The organism is Pseudomonas sp. NPDC078700 (assembly GCF_044542375.1).
Classification (GTDB): Bacteria; Pseudomonadota; Gammaproteobacteria; order Pseudomonadales; family Pseudomonadaceae; genus Aquipseudomonas.
Genome location: NZ_JBITUI010000001.1, coordinates 17,561 through 40,431 on the forward strand (window position 1 = coordinate 17,561; position 22,871 = coordinate 40,431).

Below are 22,871 nucleotides of genomic sequence, written 5' to 3' on the forward strand. Positions count from 1 at the left end.
TAAAAAAACCTGCAAAAATATGCAGGTTTTTTTTATGCAAAATCAGCCATCGACTAATTGTTGATGGTGGTTTTAGTCAGTTTCTTCTTGGTTTGCAGCAGGTGTGAAAACACCGCGTGCAAATCATCGGAGGCGCTTTCTTCATCGAGGTTGAGCTTACTGTCGATGTGATCCATATGGTGCATCATCAGGTGCACGGCGCGCTCGGTATCACGTGCTTGTATGGCATCAATCAGTTGATTGTGTTCATCGTAAGAACAATGCGAGCGCCCGCCGCTTTCGTACTGCGCAATGATCAACGACGTCTGCGAGACCAGGCTACGCTGAAAGCTAACCAGCGGGGCATTCTTGGCCGCTTCAGCCAGCTTCAGGTGGAACTCACCGGACAAACGAATGCCCGCACCACGGTCGCCGCGCGAGAAGCTCGTCTGTTCGTCCTCGACCATTTGGCGCAACTCGTTGAGCTGGTCAATCGTAGCGTGCTGCACAGCCAGCTCAGTTATCGCCCGCTCAACCATGCGACGGGCGTAAAAAATCTGCCGGGCCTCTTCAACACTTGGACTTGCAACCACAGCGCCACGGTTGGGCCGTAGCAGCACTACCCCTTCGTGAGCAAGACGTGACAATGCACGGCGAATGATGGTCCGGCTTACGCCAAAAATCTCACCCAAGGCTTCTTCGCTCAGTTTTGTGCCGGGTGCCAGACGCTGCTCCAGGATCGCATCAAAGATGTGTGCATAAACGACATCGTCCTGCGTTCCAGTACGACCACTTTTAAGTGCACGGGATTGCTTTTTTAGGGGCTGCAATTGTTCGTTCATTCGTGCTCGCGTCAGAGAGAAATTCAGCAATTTAAAACAGGATCAGCGCACGGCGGTAAAATGAGACAACCAAAGCGCTACACCCTCACTCATTACTGTTAGTAAGCTTTATTGCTTAATACCGGGTGGCTGGCAAGTCAGATGTGCAGAAAAACACAAAAAAACCCGTCTCATTGTACACAATCCACTTGAACCCCGCATTTATTGCCTGCATGGCGCTGCTGAAAACGAGCAGAACAGATGAATTATTCATCACTAAACCTCATCAAAATCCGGGTGATGCTCTTAATAGTTCCATAACAGAGCCAACCTACCTGACTAAAAGGTCAACTAATAGCGCTATAAATAGGCTAAAAAACAGCTGTAGTCGCGCGTTTCAAGCACCTCTAAAATTTATTCTATCTAATTGTTTTTAAGTAACTTTCACTGAAAAATTGCTATCCAAAATACAGGCAACCCCATGCGTCCTACTATTGATAGCCAGCTCAGCAATGAAAAACAGTATTTGCAATTTTTGTATACAACAGCATAATCGCGGTGTGTGACTTCCTGACCGCTCGGTCAACAACTTAGCCAGCAAGCACACTCAACCTGCCACCTGCCTCAGAGAGTTAACGTGCGCGCTGCGCCAGCTCTGGGTGGTACACAACAAGAGAGATGAGGAGTACCCGCGTGGAAAGCGTTAAATCAGAACAAATTGCTCAGCCTAGCGCTGGGCTTGCAAAAAACGGTTTACTTGATCGTTTTTTCAAGCTGACCGAGCACCGCACCACAGTCCGAACCGAACTGCTTGCAGGCCTGACAACCTTTGTCACCATGGCCTACATCATTTTCGTCAACCCAAACATTATGGCTAATGCGGGCGTCGATCATGGCGCAGCCTTCGTTGCGACCTGTATAGGAGCGGCGCTAGGTTGTTTCTTGATGGGGCTTTATGCCAACTGGCCAGTAGGCCTGGCGCCTGGCATGGGGCTCAATGCGTTCTTCACCTACACCGTTGTCGGTGAGATGGGCTACAGCTGGGAGACCGCATTGGGCGCGGTGTTTATCTCCGGCGTGCTGTTTATGATCATGAGCCTTTCACGTATCCGTGAATGGTTGCTTAACAGCATACCCATGAGCCTGCGATTTGCCATGGGCGCGGGCGTGGGATTGTTTCTCGGTTTAATTGGTCTGAAGACCGCAGGTATTGTCGTCGACAGCCCAGCCACATTGCTGACCATGGGTTCATTCGGCGAACCTACAGCCTTACTGGCTGCCGTCTGCTTCTTGATGATTGCAGTACTAAGCCATCGCAATGTATTTGGCGCCATCTTGATCAGCATGCTGGCAGTCACTGCGATTGGTTGGGGCATGGGTTTGGTTGAGTTCAACGGTGTGGTTTCAATGCCGCCGAGCTTGGCCCCGACTTTCCTGGCGATGGACATCAAGGGCGCATTCAACATCTCGATGGTCAGCGTTATCCTGGCCTTCTTGTTCGTTAATATGTTCGACACCGCTGGCACTCTGATGGGTGTGGCCCACCGCGCCAAGCTGGTGGATGAAGACGGACAGATCCAGAACTTATCCAGAGCGCTCAAGGCTGACAGTACTTCAAGCGTTATCGGTGCAATGGTTGGTTGCCCGCCAGTTACAAGCTATGTTGAAAGTGCCTCTGGTGTTGCCGCAGGGGGTCGCACGGGTCTGACAGCAGTGGCGGTAGGTTTACTGTTCCTGGGTGCGATGTTCTTCGCTCCGCTGGCAGGCATGATCCCCGCATATGCCACTGCAGGCGCCTTGATCTACGTGGCCATGTTGATGATGAGCGGCATGGCGCACATCGACTGGGAGGACCTGACCGACACCATTCCGGCCATTGTTACCGTCGTCATGATGCCGCTGACCTTCTCAATAGCCAACGGCATTGCACTGGGCTTTTTGACCTACGCAACCTTGAAGCTGCTGACAGGCCAACGCGACAAAGTCTCGGTATCGCTGTATGTTCTGTGCATTATCTTTATCGCTAAATTTGCCTTCCTATAAGCCATAATCATCCAGCCTACCCCCGTTAGGCTGGGTACTGGGAACGCTATAAACCCCGACGCTTTTGCGCCGGGGTTTTTCAACATCTGGAGTCAGCAGTATGAGTATGGAAACCTGGTTATTGTTCAGCAGCGCGGCATTGATCGTGATCCTGATTCCCGGCCCCCTTTCATTGCTTATGGTTAGCAATAGCCTGAACTATGGCTTGCGTCGCTCAGCGCCAGCCTTTATCGGTGGCGTGTCGGCCTCTATATGCCTGCTCAGCGCATCGGCTCTGGGCCTTGGTGCTCTATTGCTGGCATCCGAGCAGCTGTTTTCCGCACTCAAACTCATTGGTGCGCTGTACCTGTTCTATCTTGCCTGGCAAAGCTGGCAGGCTTCACGCCAAGCTGCCAAACCTGTTACTGCCGATGAGCAACCGGTTAACCCGAGCTTCAACAGCATGTTTTGGAAGGCATTTGGTTTGGGCGCTAGCAACCCGAAAGACATTCTGTTCTTTGCGGCTTTTCTGCCGCAGTTTCTTAGCACCGACCATTCACTGACCCAACAACTGCTGGTGATGATTGCCACTTGGGCGGTTCTTGATCTCGCCTGCAAGCTGTTCTACGGCCTGAGCGCCCAAGGTGCTGCGCGCTACCTGCGATCAGGCAAGGGCCAGGTTTGGTTCAACCGCATCAGCGCCGCACTGTTTGGCGCGGCCGGCACGGCGTCATTGCTGAGCCGCTAACCCTGCCGATTAAACCCGGCGGGGATTACTGATCCGCCTGCCAGGGTGACAACGTCCACCCTGTCGCACTGACTGCCAGGCGATCAGTCAAACCCAGTTGCTGTAAAAACAGTTCGTCATGGGAGACCACCAGCAAAGCACCGCGATATTCGCAAAGGGTATGCTCAAGGGCACGCACCGATTCCAGATCAAGGTGATTGCTGGGTTCATCTAGCAACAGTAGCTGTGCCGGAATATCGGCATACAACGCGCAAGCCAATGCAACTTTCAGGCGCTCACCACCACTGAGTAATGCGCAAGATTGCATCGCTGTTGCAGCATCAAGACCTATTTGCGCCAGTTGAGTCCGTAACTCACTTTCGCTGCCGTGTGTATTGACCGTTCGCAGGTGTTCGAAGGCCGATTTTTCAAGGTCGACGCCCAGCAACTGTTGATCCAAATACGCCACAGCAGCGTTTATCTCGCAACGCCCAGCAAGGGGTTGTTGCAGGCCAGCCAAAACCCTGAGCAGCGTCGACTTACCACTGCCGTTAGGCCCTGTAACAGCCACCCGCTGCTGACTATTTAACAGTAGCGACATAGAACGAACGGCGGGCATCACAAACGGCAGTTCCAGGCGGTCCAACTCAAACAGGCGCTTGGGGTGCCTTCGCCCCACCTCAGGCACTGGCATGCTGACAACAGCGGCCTGCTCGATCTGAAGCGCAGCCAGCTTGACGCCAAGTGCTAACTGCTCACGCTGGACAGCCTGCTGCTTCAGCAACTTGCCGTTACTGGTCTCACTGCGCTGTTTACTGCGTCCCAAAAGTATTTTCGCTTGGTTGGCAGTGCTGGCAGCCTGAGCCGCACGGGCATTATGGCGCTGCACGCGCGCTTGCAAATTTTGCATCTGCTGCTCTTCGCGCTTGCGCTGGTGCTTGCACTGGGCGAGCTGAGCCGCTGCCTGATCACGCTCTTGCGCCTTGCATTGCTGATAAAAAGCCAGATCGCCGCCATAGTCACGCAGGCCAAGCGAAGAAAGCTCAAGGATTCGCTGCATACCTGACAACAATTCCCGGTCATGACTGATGACCAATAATCCGCCGGGCCATGTCTTTAACTGTTCCAACAACACTTGACGGCTATGTCGATCAAGATGGTTGCTGGGCTCATCAAGCACTAAAAAATCGGCCTCAGACAAGTAGGCTCCAATCAAACAGATCTGCATGACCTCGCCGCCACTCAAGCTGGCAACGGGCCGATCTATGTCTAGGTGTGCCAAGCCCTTTGCGCTAAGCGCTGCCTGAAGTTGCTGGCGGATACTCCAGCGCTCGCCAAGAGCGTCAAAATCATTGGGATCAACACTACCCGCCTCAATACGAGCCAGCGCATCAAGGGGTGCTTTAACCCCTGCCAGCTCAGCCACACAGGCATGTTCAGGGGTGGTTATCTGCTGAGCTAAATAAAACACCCGGGCAGCCTGCACAGATCGGCCTGATGTTGCGGCAAGTTGCCCGGCGATGATTTTACCGAGCAGGCTTTTGCCAGCGCCATTACGCCCAATCAAGGCTGTTTTGCGTTGATCAAACTGCACACTAAGGTTGCTGAAAATAGTCCTGCCATTAGGCAAGGCATAAGAAACGCTATCGAGCGTGAGATACGTATGGGTCATACGCGCCTCCATTATAGATGCCAAAACTCCCCCGCTACCTGCGCAGCTGGGCTGGAAGTTGGCCGTCAAGCAGACGGCGGCATCAATGGCGCATTGGACCAATACCTTTAATAAGAGTGGCGCGAAGTATATCGCATAGACCTGGAAATCGCATTGGACCCACTTGGCCCAGGCGTGGGTCAACCAGAAAAGTGCAGCGGTTAAATCGCAGGCAAAAAAAAGCCCGCAGTGTGGTACGGGCAAGGACTCTTCTAATGAGTCTGAGGGTGACAAGCATTCGGGTAAATCGTGGGCCCTGCGACCCGCTTTTAGCTGCCGCGATACGTCGAGTAGCTATAAGGTGAAATTAGCAGGGGTACGTGGTAGTGCTCTTGTCCAGCATCGACGCCAAAGCGTAGAACAACGACATCAAGAAAAGCCTGATCGGCCAATTTAACGCCGCGTGCGCGGTAATAGTCGCCCGCGTGAAAGTGCAACTGATAAACCCCTGTACGGTAGTCATCACCCTGCAACACAGGCGCATCACAGCGGCCATCGCTGTTGGTTTGCACGGTTGCCAGGAGCTCCAACTGAGCGCCCTCAACACGAAACAGTTCAATTTTCAGGTCGCTACCAGGGCAACCATGCGCAGCATCAAGTACGTGAGTTGTCAGTCTTCCCATGTGGCTAGGGTCTCTACCCTGTTACCAGGTAAAAACCGCACCTCCTCTCTGATGATTATTGGGCGTCAGCCAAGGCATAAGAGCCTTGAGATGGGCTGAGAATAGCATGTAAAAATTTATTTGCGACACTTTTATAGTAAATTGTACACAATAAATACAACTTTAGACCGACCTCCTACTCAGCATGCTTTTTCACCAAAAATTGCTTTATGCCCAAATAAAGACCCTTTCAGAGACACGACCTGACCGGTTAGGCAAGTTTCTTGCTTTTGAATTAGAAAGGAAAATAGTGAAATTTTCGATTTACAAAATGCGGCACACTTTGTATACAATTGCACAACCCGGCCGCATCCTAACAAAACTGGATGTCACGACCGCACCACATAAAGAAGGAAGACTGCAGTGAGCGCTGAATACCCTCGCGACCTGATCGGTTACGCCAACAACCCACCGCATCCGCAGTGGCCGAATGATGCCCGCATCGCGTTGTCCTTTGTTCTCAATTATGAAGAAGGCGGCGAGCGCAACATTCTGCATGGCGACAAGGAATCAGAAGCCTTTCTGTCGGAAATGGTTTCAGCGCAGCCGCTGCAAGGCGAGCGTAATATGAGCATGGAGTCGCTGTACGAGTACGGTAGCCGTGCTGGGGTATGGCGTCTGCTTAAGCTGTTCCAGAAACACGATATCCCACTGACTATTTTCGCCGTTGCCATGGCCGCCGAGCGCCATCCAGACGTGATCAAGGCAATGGTTGGCGCAGGCCATGAGATCTGCAGCCACGGCTATCGTTGGATTGACTATCAATATATGGATGAGGCCCAAGAGCGCGAGCATATGCTCGAAGCCATCCGCATCCTCACCGAGATTACCGGCGAACGGCCGTACGGCTGGTACACCGGGCGGACAGGCCCCAACACCCGTCGCATCGTGATGGAAGAAGGCAACTTCCTCTATGACTCCGACACCTATGACGATGACCTGCCGTACTGGGATGCAGCCAGCACTGAAGACAAGCCGCACCTGGTAATCCCTTATACGCTCGACACCAATGATATGCGCTTCACCCAAGTGCAAGGCTTCAATAAGGGCGATGATTTCTTCGAATACCTCAAAGATGCGTTCGATGTGCTGTATGCCGAGGGCGTAGAAGGCGCACCAAAAATGCTCTCAATCGGCATGCACTGCCGCTTGTTGGGTCGCCCCGCTCGCCTGGCGGCACTGGCGCGCTTCATCGAGTACGTCAAGAGCCATGACAAAGTCTGGATTGCCCGTCGCGTGGATATTGCCCGCCACTGGCACGCCACTCACCCATTCAAACAGGAGCAAGCTGTATGAGCCGCTTCCAAACCCTGACTCCAACACAACTCAGCCGCGATGAGTTTGTCAGCACCTTTGCTGATATCTACGAACACTCACCCTGGGTGGCTGAGCAGGCTTTTGATCGCGGCTTGGACGACAGCCTCAACACTGTCGACGGCTTGCACCAACGCATGGCTGATATTTTGCTCAGCGCCAGCCGCGAAAAGCAGTTGGCACTGATTAATGCTCACCCGGATCTGGCTGGCAAAGCAGCTGTCCAAGGTGAATTAACCGCCTCCTCTACTTCAGAGCAGGCAGGTGCGGGCATTCAAGATTGTACCGCCGAAGAGTTTGCCCGCTTTACCGAGCTGAACGACGCCTACAAAGCCAAGTTCGGTTTTATCTTCATCATGGCGGTAAAGGGCAGCAACCGTCATCAAATCCTGGCAGCTTTCGTGGAGCGACTGAATAACTCCCCGGAACAGGAATTTGAGCGCGCGCTGGCTGAAATCAACAAGATCGCGCTGTTCCGCTTGCAGCTGCTCTAGCTCCGACCGGAGAACTCTGCAAACAGCAACGTGATTATTCTCCTACGCCATCATACAAGGCAGACATCCATGAAAGCTTATGCCGTACCGTTTGAAAAATACGTCAACCTCGCCGACGCCCGTCTGGGAACCAAGGCCATTTCGGTAACCGATGACTGGTTCGCCGACGTTAACCGCCTGTTCCAGCCGACACCGGCCGTGTGGAAGGAGGGCGTTTTCGATGACAACGGCAAGTGGATGGATGGCTGGGAGTCACGCCGCAAGCGTTTTGAAGGCTATGACAGTGCAGTCATTCGCCTAGGCGTTCCAGGCTCGATCAAAGGTGTTGATATCGACACCAGCTTCTTCACCGGTAACTTCCCGCCATCGGCCTCACTTGAAGCCTGCTACGTTGCGGAAGGCGACCCAACTGAAGCCACCGAGTGGACTGAAGTGCTGGGTGCTGTCGAACTACAAGGCAACAGCCACCATTACCACGAAATCAATGACTCGCAGGCTTACACTCACCTGCGCTTTAACATCTACCCAGATGGCGGCGTGGCCCGTCTGCGCGTTCACGGTGTTCCATTCCGCGACTGGAACAGCGTGGGTGACAACGAAGAAGTCGATTTGGCAGCTGCCTTGAATGGTGGCCGTGCACTGGCTTGTTCCGACGAGCACTTCGGTCGCATGAGCAACATCCTCAACCCAGGCCGTGGCATCAACATGGGCGATGGTTGGGAAACTGCTCGCCGCCGTACGCCGGGTAACGACTGGGTCATCGTTGCCTTGGGCGCACCGGGTGAGATCGAGCGTATTGTTGTCGACACCCTGCATTTCAAGGGCAACTACCCGGACAGCTGCTCCATCCAAGGCGCCTTCGTTAAAGGCGGCACCGACAGTCAGATCGAAACCCAGAGCCTGTTCTGGCGCGATCTGCTACCAAGCCAAAAGTTGGAAATGCACGCTGAACACGAGTTCAAAGAGCAGATCAACGCGCTGGGTACACTCACGCATGTACGTGTGAACGTGTTCCCGGATGGTGGTATCAGCCGTCTGCGCCTGTTTGGCAAAGTAAGCAAGTAGCATCAACGTTTGACCGGCAGGGCCACAGCGCCCTGCCCGCTTTACAAATATAATTATCGAGGAACTGCTGCATACAGCCAGCAGCGGTTTCCAGACAAGAGAATAACCGTCATGCGCAAACTGATCATTGAGCCCTTGAGCAAAGAAGCATTCGCCCCTTTTGGCGATGTCATCGAGACTGAAGGCAGCGAGTATTTCATGATCAATAACGGTTCAACTCGCCGCTATCACAAACTGGCCACGGTCGAGACCGCGCAGCCGGATGATAAGGCGATCATCAGCATTTTCAGCGCCGAAGCGTTAGAAATGCCCTTGACCGTGTGCATGCTGGAGCGCCATCCGCAGGGCAGCCAAGCGTTTATACCGCTGCTCGGCAACCCCTTTCTGATCGTGGTCGCGCCAATTGGCGATGCACCTGAATCAGAGCTTGTCCGCGCCTTCCGCAGTAATGGAAAGCAGGGCATCAATTACCATCGCGGCGTTTGGCACCATCCGGTGCTTACGATCGAAAAGCGGGATGACTTCCTGGTGGTTGATCGCAGTGGTTCTGGTAACAACTGTGATGAGTATTTCTTTACTGAGGAAGCGCAACTGCTCCTTAACCCCCACCAATAAGAGAAGCCCAGGGGACCCGCTATAGGGCACTGGGAAAGAGGTAAAGACTGTGGAAGCACATTTGATTGAATGGCTGAACCTGAGCGTGCGCTGGGTTCACATGATCGTTGGTATCGCCTGGATTGGCGCATCGTTCTATTTCGTCTGGCTGGAAAACAACCTCAACCGAGTTAACCCTAAAGACGGCCTCGCGGGCGACTTGTGGGCGATTCACGGTGGCGGTATTTACCACCTCGAAAAGTACAAACTGGCCCCACCAAAAATGCCGGACAACCTGCATTGGTTTAAGTGGGAAGCCTATTGGACCTGGATGTCCGGTGTGACCTTGTTGATGGTGGTTTACTACCTCAACCCATCGCTGTACCTGATTGCTCCCGGCAGTGATTTAACTCCCGCTACCGCTATTGCTATCGGTATCGGCTCATTGGTCGCCGGCTGGTTTATCTACGACATTCTCTGCGACTCAGCCTTGGGCAAACAACCCGCCCTGCTCGGTCTGGTGCTGTTTGTATTGTTGGTTGGCGCAGCGTTCGGCTTGAGCCAAGTGTTTAGCGGTCGCGGCGCTTACATCCATGTGGGCGCAATCATCGGCACCATCATGGTCGGTAACGTATTCCGCACCATCATGCCGGCGCAACGCGCATTGGTGAAAGCGATCGAAGAAGGCAGTACGCCAGATCCTGCATTGCCTGCCAAAGGCCTGCTACGCTCGCGCCATAACAACTACTTCACCTTGCCAGTGCTGTTCATAATGATCAGCAACCACTTCCCGAGCACCTATGGCAGCAGCTACAACTGGCTGATCCTGGCGGGTATTGCGATTGCAGCGGTATTGATTCGTCACTACTTCAACACTCGCCACAACAGCAACAAATTCGCCTGGGCATTGCCCACTGGCGCACTGGCAATGATCTGCCTGGCCTACGTAACGGGTCCAGCCTCACAACCAACCAGCACGGTTGCCAGCAAACCTGCGGCTATCAAATATACTCCGCTGCCTGGCACTGCAAGCCCAGGTCCCGGTGCCGATAAGAACGCCCGTAACATGCCTGAACAAGCCGCTAGTGAACCCGCCCAAGCCAGTGCAGAACCAAGCGCAGCTGGATTTGAGCAAGTACACAGCGTGATTCAAGAGCGCTGCTCAGTTTGCCATTCAGCCAAACCAAGCAGCCCAATGTTTAGCGCAGCTCCAGCCGGTGTAATGTTCGATACCGCGCAACAAATCCAACAGCTCGCGCCACGCATTCAGGCGCAAGCAGTTGCCACCCAAACCATGCCGTTGGGCAACATCACGCAGATGACCCAAGCGGAACGAGACCTGATTGGTAGCTGGATCGCCAAAGGCGCACAGATCAACTGATCAATCCCATGCCGCAGCGCTGATCCGCTGCGGCATTTTTGTATCTGCAATAAAGCTGACTTGCTCGTGCTATCCAGCCTATTCATGCTGAATTAGCAACCCCGCGACTTACAAAAATAAAAGCGCTTGAGGTGTTTGCATGACCCTGTTGAAGAACAATTCGACCGTCGTTTCTGCAGTCGATCAACGTTTACCGTTGCTGCAGATGCTACTAGTGAGTTTTCAGCATGTGCTACTGATGTACGGTGGTGCGATTGCCGTGCCGCTGATCATTGGTGAAGCTGTTGGCTTGTCGAAACAAGAAGTGGCGTTTCTAATCAACGCTGACTTGCTCGTAGCAGGTGCCGCGACGCTGGTGCAATCACTGGGTATCGGCCCCATGGGCATTCGCATGCCGATCATGATGGGGGCAAGTTTTGCCGCCGTCGGCAGTATGGTTGCGATGGCTGGCACCCCTGGGATTGGCTTGACAGGGATTTTTGGCGCAACCATTGCCGCCGGCTTTTTCGGCATGCTGGTCGCACCGTTTATGTCCCGCATCGTTCACTTCTTCCCCCCTCTTGTAACGGGAACTGTAATTACCTCAATCGGCCTTTCACTGTTTCCTGCCGCCATCAACTGGGCAGGCGGTGGCAGCTCGGCCACTCAGTTTGGCGACCTCAGTTACCTGGCGATTTCGGCGTTGGTGCTAGTGTCGATTTTGCTGATCAATCGATTTATGCGCGGTTTCTGGGTCAATGTTTCAGTACTGGTAGGCATGCTTCTTGGCTACGCAATTTCAGCCTGTCTGGGCATGGTTGACCTAAGTGGCCTGGCGCAAACACCTTGGTTACAAGTCGTCGAACCCATGCACTTTGGTATGCCGGTGTTTCATCTCGCGCCGATCTTGTCGATGTGTCTGGTCGTGGTCATCATCTTTGTTGAGTCAACGGGGATGTTTATCGCCTTGGGCAAAATCACCGAACTCGAAATAACCCCTGCAAAATTGCGCCGCGGCTTACTCTGCGATGCAGGGGCTTCATTCGTAGCGGGATTTTTTAACACCTTCACCCACTCATCATTTGCTCAGAACATTGGCCTGGTTCAAATGACTGGCGTACGCAGCCGCTTTGTCACAGCCTGCGCAGGTGGCCTGTTGATCACCCTAAGCCTACTGCCTAAGGCAGCCTACCTTGTTGCCTCAATACCTCCGGCAGTGCTGGGGGGCGCAGGTATTGCCATGTTCGGCATGGTGGCTGCGACCGGCATCAACATCTTGCAGGAAGCCAACATTGCAGACCGGCGCAATCAACTACTGGTCGCCGTGAGCATTGGCATGGGGCTTGCGCCTGTAGTGCGCCCTGAAGTGTTTTCGCAGTTACCACAATGGATGGACCCAATTACCCACAGCGGAATAGCCATGGCCACCATCAGCGCGGTCTGCCTTAACCTGCTGTTCAATGTGCTCGGCGGCGCAGAACGCGCACTCAACAACCGTCAAGCCACCTCGCACTAACTTGCCCTTGAGCTGGGCCACTTGGCCCAGCTCACTGCAGTCCATTGTTACCCATCAAAAGATCGGTTAACGCCGCAATACAGCGGCGCACCTGCACTTGTGTGACCAGCGGTTCACTTTTTGTGCACAATAATCAAATAAATTGTTTTTCAGCCTGTAAACATATTGCTATAGTTCGAATATCTTGACCGGACAGACAACTTTTACCGGTCAGCGGGATGCAATTGCAGCACCCTGAGCCCATGACCGTATAAGAACAAATGGCAGGCTAATACATGTCCAAGACCACCTCTCAATTCAGCAGCGCTGTCAGCATGACTTTGCTCGACCCGGCCTTGGCTCAAGCCTCAAAGCAGCCCCTGTCTCTCGGCACAGGCAACGCGCCCAGCACCAACCCCACAACAAAATCACTAGCCTCCAACACACCCTGCTAACGGCCTGCGGCACGAGGCAGGTAAGCCATGCGTTACTCACTCCAAAAACAATAAGGAAGCCCCGATGAACCTGAAGCACTTGCCCCACGGCTTAGCTCTATCAGCCGGTTTACTCGCTGGTCAAAACGCCCTCGCTGACGACATGCTGCTATGGCAAAGCAACAGCCTCAGCTACCTTAATGGTAGTAATTTTCAGCGTATGAACTTCAACGCTGAAGAACAGCGTTCGCAGAGCACCTTTACCTTTGAACATGCGAGCGGTTGGGTGTGGGGCGATGTGTTTTACTTTCTCGACTATATCAATGCCGATAACACCCAATCGCGCGGTAGTTTCAGCAATAACACCTTCGAGCAAAAAGAACACAACACCTTCTACTACATGGAGTTTTCACCGCGCGTCAGCCTAAGCTGGCTGACCGGCCAAGACCTCTCTGCCGGCCCGCTCAAAGATGTAAAAGCAGCCTTCACCTATGAAAAAGGCGAAGGCGGTCCAGGCACCGAAAACTACCTATATGGTCTGGGGTTTGACTGGAATGTGCCAGGCTTTGCCTTTTTCCAAACCAACCTCTACCAGGTCAAAATCAACAATCAGGTGTTCTTTGCCGACAGCAATAGCAACGGCTACACAACCCAGCTGACAGTGGCTGGCGCTTATCCGTTTGCGATTGGTGATCAGAGTTTCCTCGTTGACGGTTATGTTGACTGGCGCGCCCCTTCGGATGAAGCGGGCACCCAGACTTCAGTGGGCTCATCAATCCAAATCAAGTGGGACGCAGGCAAGGCGCTGTTCAATCAGGAGAGCAAGCTCTACTTGGGTACCGAGTTAAACATGTGGCACAACAAGTACGGCGTTAAGCCAGTCGACGGTTCGGGTGATGGCTTCGACCAAACAGCCGTTCAGGCGCTGGTTAAGTACTACTTCTAAACTCCGTTGCTTACCAAAAGGCAATTGCGCAGTCGTGCAGTTGCCTTTTTTTATGGCTATGGGTATCTACAGCCATATCGTTATGCTGTTCTTCACGCCTTGAAATGGCATAATTTAGATCACTGACAATCAATAGGGTTAAATGAGCACTGCCGAAACCCTGTTGGAGTCATGACTAACTGCCTGAACGCCTCCCCCTTATAACCTACCCACTTGGGTAAAGCGTTCAATGCTTTAACCTACTGAGTTACAGGACGCAAAATGCTTGATTATGTCGCCTTGGGACTGATTTTTTTCGTTGGCGTGGTGCTGTTCTACGGCATCATTGCGTTGCACGACATTCCCTATGAAATTGCAGTGAGTCGCAACCACCCCCATCAAGATGCCATTCATGCCACAGGCTGGGTCAGTTTATTTACCTTGCACGCACTTTGGCCGTTTTTGTGGATCTGGGCCATGCTCTACCGTGAAGACCGCGGCTGGGGCTTATCGGATGGTAAATCCCCGAAGAATCATGTTGAACACCTTGAAACACAGGTCGCCGATTTACAGAAACGATTGAGCGCGCTAGAAAACAGCACGCCATCAACCTTTGATCAGCCTTCCCCAACGCAACAGAGTGAGGAGCGCTAATCATGGAAACGTTAATGGTCCTGACCTATGCCGCCTTCTGCATCGCCATTTTCAAAGTATTCAAGATACCGCTCAATAAGTGGACAGTGCCCACTGCAGTGCTTGGCGGAATTGTGCTGGTTGGCACGCTGATTTTTGCAATGAACTACAACCATCCTTACTCTGAAGCCACCCGCTCCTACTTTGTCTCCACACCAATAAATGCTGCGGTGAGTGGAATAGTTGCAGAGGTGCCAGTCAAAGCTAACCAACCCTTGAAGAAAGGCGATGTACTGTTTCGCATTGACGCCATACCTTTCGAGGCAAAACTCAACTCACTTAAAGCCCAGTTAGTTTCCGCCAAGGCCGATCAAAATAGAGCCGCTGAGCTGGTTAAACGTAATGTCGGCAATCGTCGAAATCTAGACCTCGCAAGGGCCAATGTTGAAGACCTGAACGCACAAATTGTCGGCGCGCAATACAACCTGGATCACACCACGGTTCGAGCCCCCGCCGATGGTTTTGTCACCCAGGTTTCGCTGCGCCCCGGTGTACGTGCGGCACGTTTCCCAATTTCACCGTCGATGATTTTCATTCCGCAAGAACAGCACTATTACACCGCCTGGATGCGCCAGAACAGCCAGCTGCGCCTAAAGGTCGGTGATGCTGCTGAAATTGCCTTTGATGGCATTCCAGGCAAAGTATTCTCTGGCAAGGTCAGTTCAGTTTTTAAGGTGATTGGTGAAGGTCAGGTAAGACCCAGTGGCGATATGGTGAGTTATTCAAACTCGCCACCGCCAGGTCGTGTACCTGTTGTCATCGAGATAACCGATCCGAATTTCGACCAGTACCGCGCGCTGATGCCTGGGGGTGCCTATGCGCAAGCTGCGGTGTATTCGGAGCATTTACACCACCTTGCAGTCATGCGCAAAATTTTGCTACGCATGTCTTCATGGCTCAATTACATCTTCCCATTCCACTAAGCAGCATGCTTTGACGAAAAACGCCCCAACTGGGGCGTTTTTTGTGCATGAAGAACCTGATGTTTGAACCTCTCTGAATTGATCGCTCGATCTAAGCGCGGGCTTAAAACCCCAGATGAAGTCTTCAACCCAAGCAAATAAACGCCCCCTTTGCAGCTTCATTAGTGTGCAAAAAAAATAGTTTTTGTACGTAATCTGCAGTTTTTTGTCGACTCTAATAGCCATTAATGTGTACAACGATAACCTTTCAGGCAAGCACTAGCAGGCGAAACGGCACAATAAATGCCTATAAAGCCCGCATCCCCCAGGCTCACGACTAATAAAAAAGGATGTTCAAATGCCCGATGAAAATCTAAAAATAAAGCACATCGAACCCAGCTTATACAATGAAGACTTGGCCCCTCTAGAACAGCACAAACGCACCTGGGGCAGCTTTGAGATTTTCAATGTTTGGTCCAATGATATCCAGAGCCTGTTCGGCTATACCCTTGCGGCAACTTTGTTTATTTCATATGGGCTCAGTGGTTGGGCAGTGCTGGCAGGCATCGTTCTTGCGGGCTTTATCGTGATGTTTTTAGTCCAACTCACCGGCAAACCCAGCGTCAAGTACGGCATCCCATTCCCGGTTATGGCTCGTGCCAGCATGGGCGTTCGTGGTGCAAACTTCCCGGCTTTGGTGCGCGGGGTGGTGGCAATTTTCTGGTATGGCGTACAAACCTATTTTGCTTCGACAGCCGTAGCACTGCTGCTTAATTCTTTATTCGCGACGGGAACTGAAAGCACCTTCCTAGGCATGACTTCACTGGGTTGGCTGTCATATGTGATTGTGTGCATCTTTCAGGTGGCATTGTTTCTTCGTGGAATTGACTGGATTACCAAGTTTCTCAACTGGGCAGGCCCGCTGGTCTACGCAGTAATGATCGCCTTGATGATAATGATCTGGTACAAGGCCGGCCCTTCGTTACTGAGTGAACTGAGCACCATTTTCCGCGGCACAGGGGAATATGCTGCGGGTCCGATTGCTGCATTCGCCGCAGTTGTCGGCACCATGGTGGCTTATTTTGCAGCAGTGGTTATCAACTATGGCGACTTTGCACGCTTCGTTAAAACCCAAAAGCAAATGACCCTTGGCAATTTCCTCGGTCTGCCAGTGAGCCTGGCCATTTTCTCGATGATTGCGCTGGTCATTACCGCAGGTACCGTGGTGGTATTCGGGGAAACACTGACAAACCCGACAGACATCATCGCCCGCGTTGATAACCTGACGTTGACCATCATCGCCGCTATCACCTTCTTTGCCGCCACAGTTGGTATCAACCTGGTCGCGAACTTTATTCCGCCCGCCTACGACATTGCCAATCTCGCGCCTGATCGCATCAGCGCGCGCACCGGTGGTTTTATTACCGCTGGCATTGCCTTCTTTATTGGTGCGCTGTGGGTCGCCTTTATCAGCCAAGTTGGCATCGCCGGATTCGTTGACACCCTGGGCGCGGTACTGGCCCCGCTCTATGGCATTATCGTTGCCGACTATTACCTGATCCGTAAGCAAAAGCTCAATCTGCAGGACCTGTTCAGCGCAGCAGAAGATGCAAGTTATTATTACGACGGCGGCTGGAACCGTAAAGCCATGGCTGCCTTTGCCGTTGCTTCAATCTTCTCTATTGCCACGGTTTGGGTGCCAAGCCTTGGTATTTTCAATGGCTACTCATGGATTTTCGGCGCCCTGCTTGGCGCAGTCTTCCATTACTTCTTGATGCGCGGGCAGAGCACCAAGCTTCAAGCCGGCGCATCTGAAGCCAGTAATTGATTGCAACTGGCCTGCTGCCAGCTTTGTGAGCAGGCCAGTAACCCGCTAATCACCCCCCTGCGGCAGCTTTTGCCTTTTGCCGCTTTAGGAAGTCGACCTTCCATTGCTCCATTCCCATAAACTCTGAGTCGAGATTTGCCTCGACTTGGTATTTATTTTTCAAGGCAGCCACTTCAGCACTGTGCTCAGCGAGGAAGCGATCAAAGCGCTGAATCAATTCTGGGTGCTTGATAGTTGATAGGTGAAAACTACCTCGAGTGTGTGGCAGTTTCGGGTCGAACACCAAGGCACCGGGACGGGCACGAATATTATCGAGATAGTGCGTAGCCACCACGATATTGAAATAAGCGCCGTCGGTGTCTTTCTTCAACGCCTGCTGGATCATCTTGCGCAAGTCAGCGCTGTAACTGAGTTTGACTTGCTGATTCTCAACCTGTTGCTCATAAGCCCAGGGCGTCCAACCTTCGACTATGGATAACCGCTTCAACGCCGACACTGGCTGCCCGACTCGTGAGGGTGCCACCAAAACCCCATCGACATAGTCAACCACAGGGCTACTGTAGATTAGGGATTTCCCGGCCTTCTGCTCCTGCGCCCAGAGTTCGCTGTCTGGGTATTTAAAATCCACTTGCCCCTCCAGCAAAGCCGGTAGCAGCTGATTGACCGGCAGCGGTCGGTAAACCAACTCAACACCACTGTTAACGGCAAATAAATCCAGTAGTTCACGGGTGAAACCCTGATAGTTGCCCTGCTTATCAACGCTGTAGTGAGGGGCAAAAGCCAGTGCCTCAACCCCCACCACATAGCTTTGCGCAGCCACCGGTGTAGAACCTAGAATGATCGACAAACAGCAGACGTGACGGTGCTTCACAGCAACCCTCCTGGTTATTGTTGTTAGTTTGGTTAGTGCGATAAATCTGCTGGGCTGTGCGCTCGGCACTGCACCCAGGTAGTCGTTCAACCGCCCGTCATACTCATAAACCGGACGACCTGGACCTGTTCATCTGTTGAAAAGTGATGGCTCTCAGGTTTGAGCTTGAGCGCATCAAGCAAGGTGTCTCGCAACAGTTCAGAGTTGCCTGGGTGTTCACGCATCAGACGTTTAAGATCCAACGCCCCTTCATTCCCCAGACACAACACCAATTTTCCCTCAGCCGTAACCCTCACCCGGTTACAGGCACCGCAGAAGTTATGGCTGTGCGGAGAAATGAAACCAACCTGAGTCTGTGTCCCCTCAACCTGCCAATAGCGCGACGGGCCACCCGTAACCTTGGCGCTTCGTGTCAGGGTAAAGCGCTTCGATAGACGCTGACGCACTTCATCACTGGAGCAAAACGTAAGTTGACGCTGGTGACTGGTGACATTGCCCAGCGGCATTTCTTCGATAAAGCTGATGTCCAAACCGCGCGCCACCGCGAACTCAACCAGATCGACCACTTCATCATCATTGCGGCCGGTCTGTACCACAGTATTAAGTTTGATCTTGCTGAAGCCCTGAGCATTTGCCGACTCAATCCCGGCGATCACTTGATCCAGGCGGTCACGTCGGGTCAATTCAGCGAAGCGTCCACGCCGTAACGAATCGAGACTGACGTTAAGCCGGTTGACACCCGCCGCACGCAACTGCGGAGCGAGTTCAGCCAGTTGCGATCCATTGGTAGTAATTGCCAAGTCTTCAAGTTCTTCGCGCTGTCCAAGACGTTCAAGCAAACTGAGCAGATTCTTGCGCACCAAAGGTTCGCCCCCGGTGATACGTATGCGCTTAACGCCCAAGCCAATGAATGCGTCAGCAACCGCATACAGTTCTTCAAGACTGAGAATTTGCGAGCGTGGCGCAAATACCATGTCTTCACTCATGCAATAGGTGCAACGGAAGTCACAGCGGTCAGTAACTGACAACCGTAAATAAGTAATACGCCGACCAAAGGGGTCGACCAGTTGGGCGTTTTGCACTGCCAATCTCCAAAAGCCCTGAAAGCTGGACACGCGACATATGAATCTAATGTGACGATACAAGCAGATAATTGCGCTATTGTATACAAATACCTGACTTTAGAGTCAGGACACATTTCACAGTCAGCCCAACTTGAGCCCACTATTGGGCCGGTGCTAACATGCGCGACCGTCGCCCGAGGCTGGGCGTCTTACGGACATTTAGAGGCTTATGACCAGTATCCGCGAGCGAAACCAAGAGCTGATTCTGCGAGCTGCCAGCGAAGAGTTCGCTGAAAAAGGCTTTGCTGCGACCAAAACCAGCGACATCGCCGCTAAAGCGGGCTTGCCAAAGCCGAACGTCTATTACTACTTCAAATCCAAAGAGAACCTCTATCGCGAAGTGCTCGAGAGTATTATCGACCCCCTGATGGCCGCCTCCGCGCCCTTTAATCAGCCTGGCCAGCCGGCCGAAGTGCTAACAGGGTACATTCGCTCGAAAATTCGTATCTCACGCGACTTCCCCTTCGCGTCTAAGGTATTCGCCAGCGAAATCATGCATGGCGCGCCGCACTTAAGCAGCGATCAAACCGAGCAGCTAAACGCCCAAGCCAAACACAACATCTCCTGCATTCAGCGCTGGATTGACCAGGGTCTGATGGCCAAGATTGACCCTAATCACCTGCTGTTCAGCATTTGGGCTGCGACCCAGACCTATGCCGACTTTGACTGGCAAATCTCTACCGTGACCGGCAAAGCCAAACTGGATGACGCCGATTACGACGCAGCAATAGAAACCATTACCCGCCTGGTACTCAAAGGCTGCGAAATCAAAGAACACGCGGGCAGCGCTTCCGAACACATCAGTAACGCCTGAAACCGTCTTCAACAGCACCATCGCCAAAGGTTGAGACCTAAACTTGAGGCGAAAAAAAACCGCCAATCACAGGCGGTTTTTTCATTCAGCGAGAATTAATCCTCGCGATAACGACGCAGCTTGAGCGGCTTGCCACCCACGCGGGTGTCTTTCAACTTACCAAGCAGACGGTCAAGACCTTCTTCTGGCAACTCAACCAAGCTGAAGCTCTCACGAATCTGAATACGACCGATTGCTTCACGAGCCAGGCCACCCTCATTGAGGATTGCGCCGAGCAAGTTCTTAGCAGCGATGCCATCACGGGCACCCAATGCGGTACGGCAACGGGCACGGCCTTCAGCCAGCGGCATTGGCGCACGACGCTCACGATCACCGCGAGCCGGACGCTCGCCACGATCTGGGCGGTCACCACGATCACCACGATCACGAGGGCCACTGCTTGGAACCAACGGCTGCTCTTTCTCTACATCAGCCAAGGTCAAGGCTTGACCGTTGGTTGCTTTGCGCAGCAGAGCCGCGGCCAGCGCGCGCGGGCTGCAACCGATGTCAGCAGTCAGACGGTCAAGCAAATCACCGTGGCTGGTTTCAGCATCAGCAACCAATGGTGCCAGGCTTGAGGTCAGTTTCTTAATGCGTGCATCAAGTACTTGCTGACCATTTGGCAGCTTAACTTCACCGACCTTTTGCCCGGTTACACGCTCAATCACTTGCAGCATGCGGCGCTCACGCGGCGTCACCAACAGCAAGGCGCGACCTTCACGACCCGCACGGCCAGTACGGCCAATACGGTGCACATAAGACTCTGGGTCGTATGGCATATCCACGTTGAATACGTGTGTGATGCGCGGCACGTCAAGACCACGGGCAGCAACGTCAGTGGCCACAACGATGTCCAGACGACCATCTTTGAGCGAGTCGATAACACGCTCACGCTGATTCTGGGCAATATCGCCATTCAATGCAGCGGCTTTGTAGCCCTTGGCTTCCAATGCACTGGCCAAGTCCAGGGTTGCCTGCTTAGTGCGCACGAATGCGATCAGGGCATCAAACTCTTCCACTTCCAGCAAGCGCAATACAGCGTTTACTTTCTGGTCAGCGTGGATCAACAGGTGAGCCTGTTCGATACGGGCAACAGTCTGGGTCTTGGCAGCAATTTTGATGTGCTGTGGCGACTTCAGGTGTTTTTCAGCGATCGCGCGGATCGAATGTGGCAGCGTGGCAGAGAACAATACCGTCTGACGGCTTTCTGGCATGGCCTGGAAGATAACTTCCAGGTCATCCATGAAGCCCAGCTTGAGCATTTCGTCAGCTTCGTCGAGAACCAGATGCTGAATAGTCGAAAGTACTTTTTCATCGCGACGCAGGTGGTCAACCAGACGACCTGGAGTTGCCACGATCACCTGAGCACCCTGACGGATAGCTTTAAGCTGTGGGCCCATAGGTGCGCCACCGTAAACAGCTACAACGTTCAGGCCAGGCATTTGCTTGGAGTAGGTTTCAAACGCGGTAGCAACCTGCAAGGCCAGCTCGCGGGTCGGCGCGAGAATCAGCGCCTGTGGCTCACGTTTGCTTGGGTCGATACGGCTGAGCAACGGCAACGCGAACGCTGCAGTTTTACCGGTACCGGTTTGCGCCTGACCGATCATGTCGTGGCCGGCGAGAATAACTGGAATGGCTTGCTGCTGGATCGGAGATGGCTCTTCGTAGCCAACTGAAGTCAGGGCTGCGAGAATATTTTGGGTAAGTCCGAGCGCGGCGAAGCCGCCGATTTCCTGGGTCATGGGTCTGCCTCTAAGTGCATCCGCAAAGACCCATGCTCCAAAGCTGCGCATGCCGTGTAAGACCCTAAAGTCACCCTGGCAGCCGTGTCGGCGGGGATTTGCGAAAACGTAATGATAATTGAATCGTTAAGGATAGCCCGTTATACGGACTGGCTGCCGAGGAATGCCCCCCAGCGAATTGCACAACCTGAACGCGGCCATGAATTGACCGGCGCGCACTATACCGGAAAAGCTGACAAATGTGACGGTTTTCCGTTAATTAAACTCAAAGACTGCCAAACGGTCATATTTTTAAGCCTTGTATAAACAACCACTGGAGGTCTTGGACAAGCCCGTGCTTGGCAGCTATACCCCAGTAACGCTGATCATGCAGAAGGATAGGTTGTTATGAGCGAAAGCAACACCGGACGTGTCAGTCGCGAAAAGCGTGGCCACGTTATGTTGATCGGGCTAGATCGGGCTGCTAAACGCAACGCCTTTGATCTCGATATGCTCAATGACATGTGCATGGCTTATGGCGAATTCGAACGCGACGAGGATGCACGCGTTGCTTTGGTATTTGCCCACGGTGAACATTTCACCGCGGGCCTGGATCTGGCCAATATTGGCCCTGAATTCACCGCAGGCTGGAAAATCCCCGCAGGCGGCTGCGATCCATGGGGTGTATTTGGCGGACCACGCGTCAGCAAACCGGTGATTGTTGCGGCCAAAGGCTATTGCTACACCATTGGCATCGAACTGATGCTCGCCTCGGATATAAACCTGTGTGCCAGTAACACTCGCTTCGCGCAAATGGAGGTACAACGCGGCATTTTTCCATTTGGCGGTGCCACCTTGCGCATGCCTCACATCACCGGCTGGGGAAACGCCATGCGCTGGCTACTGACCGGAGATGAGTTTGATGCACACGAAGCCTACCGCTTGAGCTTGGTACAAGAGGTCCTCGCCAGCGAAGAGCTTATGCCCCAGGCCTTATGGCTGGCTGGACGGATTGCGGCTCAAGCACCGCTGGGTATTCGAGCAACCTTAGCCTCTGCACGCCAAGCCGTTCGTGAAGGTGAAGCCAAAGCGGCCGCAGACTTACATCCGAACCTGCTGCAACTGATGAAAACAGAAGATGCCAAAGAAGGCCTCAAGGCCATGCTTGAACGTCGCCCCGGACACTTCAAAGGCCACTAAGGATATATCCGGCTGACGCCTTTGTAGGGTGGTTGACGCTTTTTTCAGCCACAATTGAACACTGCAAAAAACCCTA

19 protein-coding genes and 1 pseudogene are annotated in these 22,871 nt (G+C 53.1%); 14 read left to right on the forward strand and 6 right to left on the reverse strand.

Going from position 1 to position 22,871, the window contains the following annotated elements; all coding sequences use genetic code 11:
- Positions 1–53: 53 nt before the first annotated feature.
- Positions 54–821, reverse strand: coding sequence for a GntR family transcriptional regulator (locus tag ACIGCM_RS00095; RefSeq protein ID WP_397500024.1), 768 nt, complete (start codon positions 819–821; stop codon positions 54–56).
- Between the two features lie 672 nt (positions 822–1,493).
- On the opposite strand from ACIGCM_RS00095, the gene ACIGCM_RS00100 reads away from it, so the two are divergent.
- A complete protein-coding gene (locus ACIGCM_RS00100) occupies positions 1,494–2,843 on the forward strand; it encodes an NCS2 family permease (protein WP_397500025.1) in 1,350 nt (449 codons plus the stop codon).
- Positions 2,844–2,943: 100 nt separating this feature from the next.
- Positions 2,944–3,570 (forward strand): LysE family translocator, encoded by a 627-nt coding sequence (locus tag ACIGCM_RS00105; RefSeq protein WP_397500026.1) that lies wholly within the window; start codon positions 2,944–2,946, stop codon positions 3,568–3,570.
- Positions 3,571–3,595: 25 nt separating this feature from the next.
- On the opposite strand, the gene ACIGCM_RS00110 is transcribed toward ACIGCM_RS00105, so the two are convergent.
- Together ACIGCM_RS00110 and uraH are read right to left on the reverse strand one after the other, a co-directional pair.
- A complete protein-coding gene (locus ACIGCM_RS00110) occupies positions 3,596–5,221 on the reverse strand; it encodes an ABC-F family ATP-binding cassette domain-containing protein (protein WP_397500027.1) in 1,626 nt (541 codons plus the stop codon).
- A 308-nt stretch (positions 5,222–5,529) separates the two neighbouring features.
- Positions 5,530–5,883, reverse strand: coding sequence for a hydroxyisourate hydrolase (uraH, locus tag ACIGCM_RS00115; RefSeq protein WP_397500028.1), 354 nt, complete (start codon positions 5,881–5,883; stop codon positions 5,530–5,532).
- A gap of 402 nt (positions 5,884–6,285) precedes the next feature.
- On the opposite strand from uraH, the gene puuE reads away from it, so the two are divergent.
- The 10 genes from puuE (at position 6,286) to ACIGCM_RS00165 (ending at position 17,026) form a co-directional block, all read left to right on the forward strand.
- A complete protein-coding gene (gene puuE / locus ACIGCM_RS00120; RefSeq protein WP_397500029.1) occupies positions 6,286–7,218 on the forward strand; it encodes an allantoinase PuuE in 933 nt (310 codons plus the stop codon).
- Complete coding sequence (gene uraD, locus ACIGCM_RS00125) at positions 7,215–7,730, forward strand: 2-oxo-4-hydroxy-4-carboxy-5-ureidoimidazoline decarboxylase (RefSeq protein WP_397500030.1); 516 nt, start codon at positions 7,215–7,217, stop codon at positions 7,728–7,730. Before puuE ends, uraD begins: the two co-directional genes overlap by 4 nt.
- 69 nt (positions 7,731–7,799) lie before the next feature.
- Positions 7,800–8,795 carry an allantoicase gene (gene alc / locus ACIGCM_RS00130; protein ID WP_397500031.1) on the forward strand — a complete coding sequence of 332 codons (996 nt, stop codon included), beginning with the start codon at positions 7,800–7,802 and terminating at the stop codon, positions 8,793–8,795.
- A gap of 111 nt (positions 8,796–8,906) precedes the next feature.
- Positions 8,907–9,410, forward strand: coding sequence for an ureidoglycolate lyase (locus tag ACIGCM_RS00135; protein WP_397500032.1), 504 nt, complete (start codon positions 8,907–8,909; stop codon positions 9,408–9,410).
- Between the two features lie 49 nt (positions 9,411–9,459).
- Entirely contained in the window at positions 9,460–10,770 is a 1,311-nt protein-coding gene (locus ACIGCM_RS00140; protein ID WP_397500033.1) for a urate hydroxylase PuuD, read from the forward strand.
- A 139-nt stretch (positions 10,771–10,909) separates the two neighbouring features.
- On the forward strand, positions 10,910–12,265 hold the full coding sequence (locus ACIGCM_RS00145) for a nucleobase:cation symporter-2 family protein (protein WP_397500034.1): 1,356 nt from the start codon (positions 10,910–10,912) through the stop codon (positions 12,263–12,265).
- A gap of 498 nt (positions 12,266–12,763) precedes the next feature.
- Positions 12,764–13,624 (forward strand): outer membrane protein OmpK, encoded by an 861-nt coding sequence (locus ACIGCM_RS00150; RefSeq protein ID WP_397500035.1) that lies wholly within the window; start codon positions 12,764–12,766, stop codon positions 13,622–13,624.
- Between the two features lie 261 nt (positions 13,625–13,885).
- Positions 13,886–14,257, forward strand: a complete 372-nt coding sequence (locus ACIGCM_RS00155; RefSeq protein ID WP_397500036.1) for a DUF3302 domain-containing protein — start codon at positions 13,886–13,888, stop codon at positions 14,255–14,257.
- Positions 14,258–14,259: 2 nt separating this feature from the next.
- Entirely contained in the window at positions 14,260–15,219 is a 960-nt protein-coding gene (locus tag ACIGCM_RS00160; protein ID WP_397500037.1) for an HlyD family secretion protein, read from the forward strand.
- Positions 15,220–15,556: 337 nt separating this feature from the next.
- Positions 15,557–17,026, forward strand: a complete 1,470-nt coding sequence (locus ACIGCM_RS00165; RefSeq protein WP_397500038.1) for an NCS1 family nucleobase:cation symporter-1 — start codon at positions 15,557–15,559, stop codon at positions 17,024–17,026.
- Positions 17,027–17,075: 49 nt separating this feature from the next.
- Here the strand turns inward: ACIGCM_RS00165 and ACIGCM_RS00170 are convergent, their stop codons facing one another.
- Both ACIGCM_RS00170 and moaA read right to left on the reverse strand, forming a co-directional pair.
- Entirely contained in the window at positions 17,076–17,897 is an 822-nt protein-coding gene (locus ACIGCM_RS00170; protein WP_397500039.1) for a transporter substrate-binding domain-containing protein, read from the reverse strand.
- A gap of 86 nt (positions 17,898–17,983) precedes the next feature.
- Entirely contained in the window at positions 17,984–18,979 is a 996-nt protein-coding gene (moaA, locus tag ACIGCM_RS00175; RefSeq protein WP_397500040.1) for a GTP 3',8-cyclase MoaA, read from the reverse strand.
- Between the two features lie 211 nt (positions 18,980–19,190).
- Between moaA and ACIGCM_RS00180 the strand changes: the two genes are divergently transcribed.
- Positions 19,191–19,835 (forward strand): TetR/AcrR family transcriptional regulator, encoded by a 645-nt coding sequence (locus tag ACIGCM_RS00180; RefSeq protein ID WP_397500041.1) that lies wholly within the window; start codon positions 19,191–19,193, stop codon positions 19,833–19,835.
- Positions 19,836–19,930: 95 nt separating this feature from the next.
- On the opposite strand, the pseudogene ACIGCM_RS00185 reads toward ACIGCM_RS00180, so the two are convergent.
- Positions 19,931–21,650, reverse strand: a pseudogene (locus ACIGCM_RS00185) (DEAD/DEAH box helicase).
- A 353-nt stretch (positions 21,651–22,003) separates the two neighbouring features.
- On the opposite strand from ACIGCM_RS00185, the gene ACIGCM_RS00190 reads away from it, so the two are divergent.
- Positions 22,004–22,795: a crotonase/enoyl-CoA hydratase family protein gene (locus tag ACIGCM_RS00190; RefSeq protein ID WP_397500042.1), complete on the forward strand. Its 792-nt coding sequence runs from the start codon at positions 22,004–22,006 to the stop codon at positions 22,793–22,795.
- Positions 22,796–22,871 lie beyond the last annotated feature (76 nt).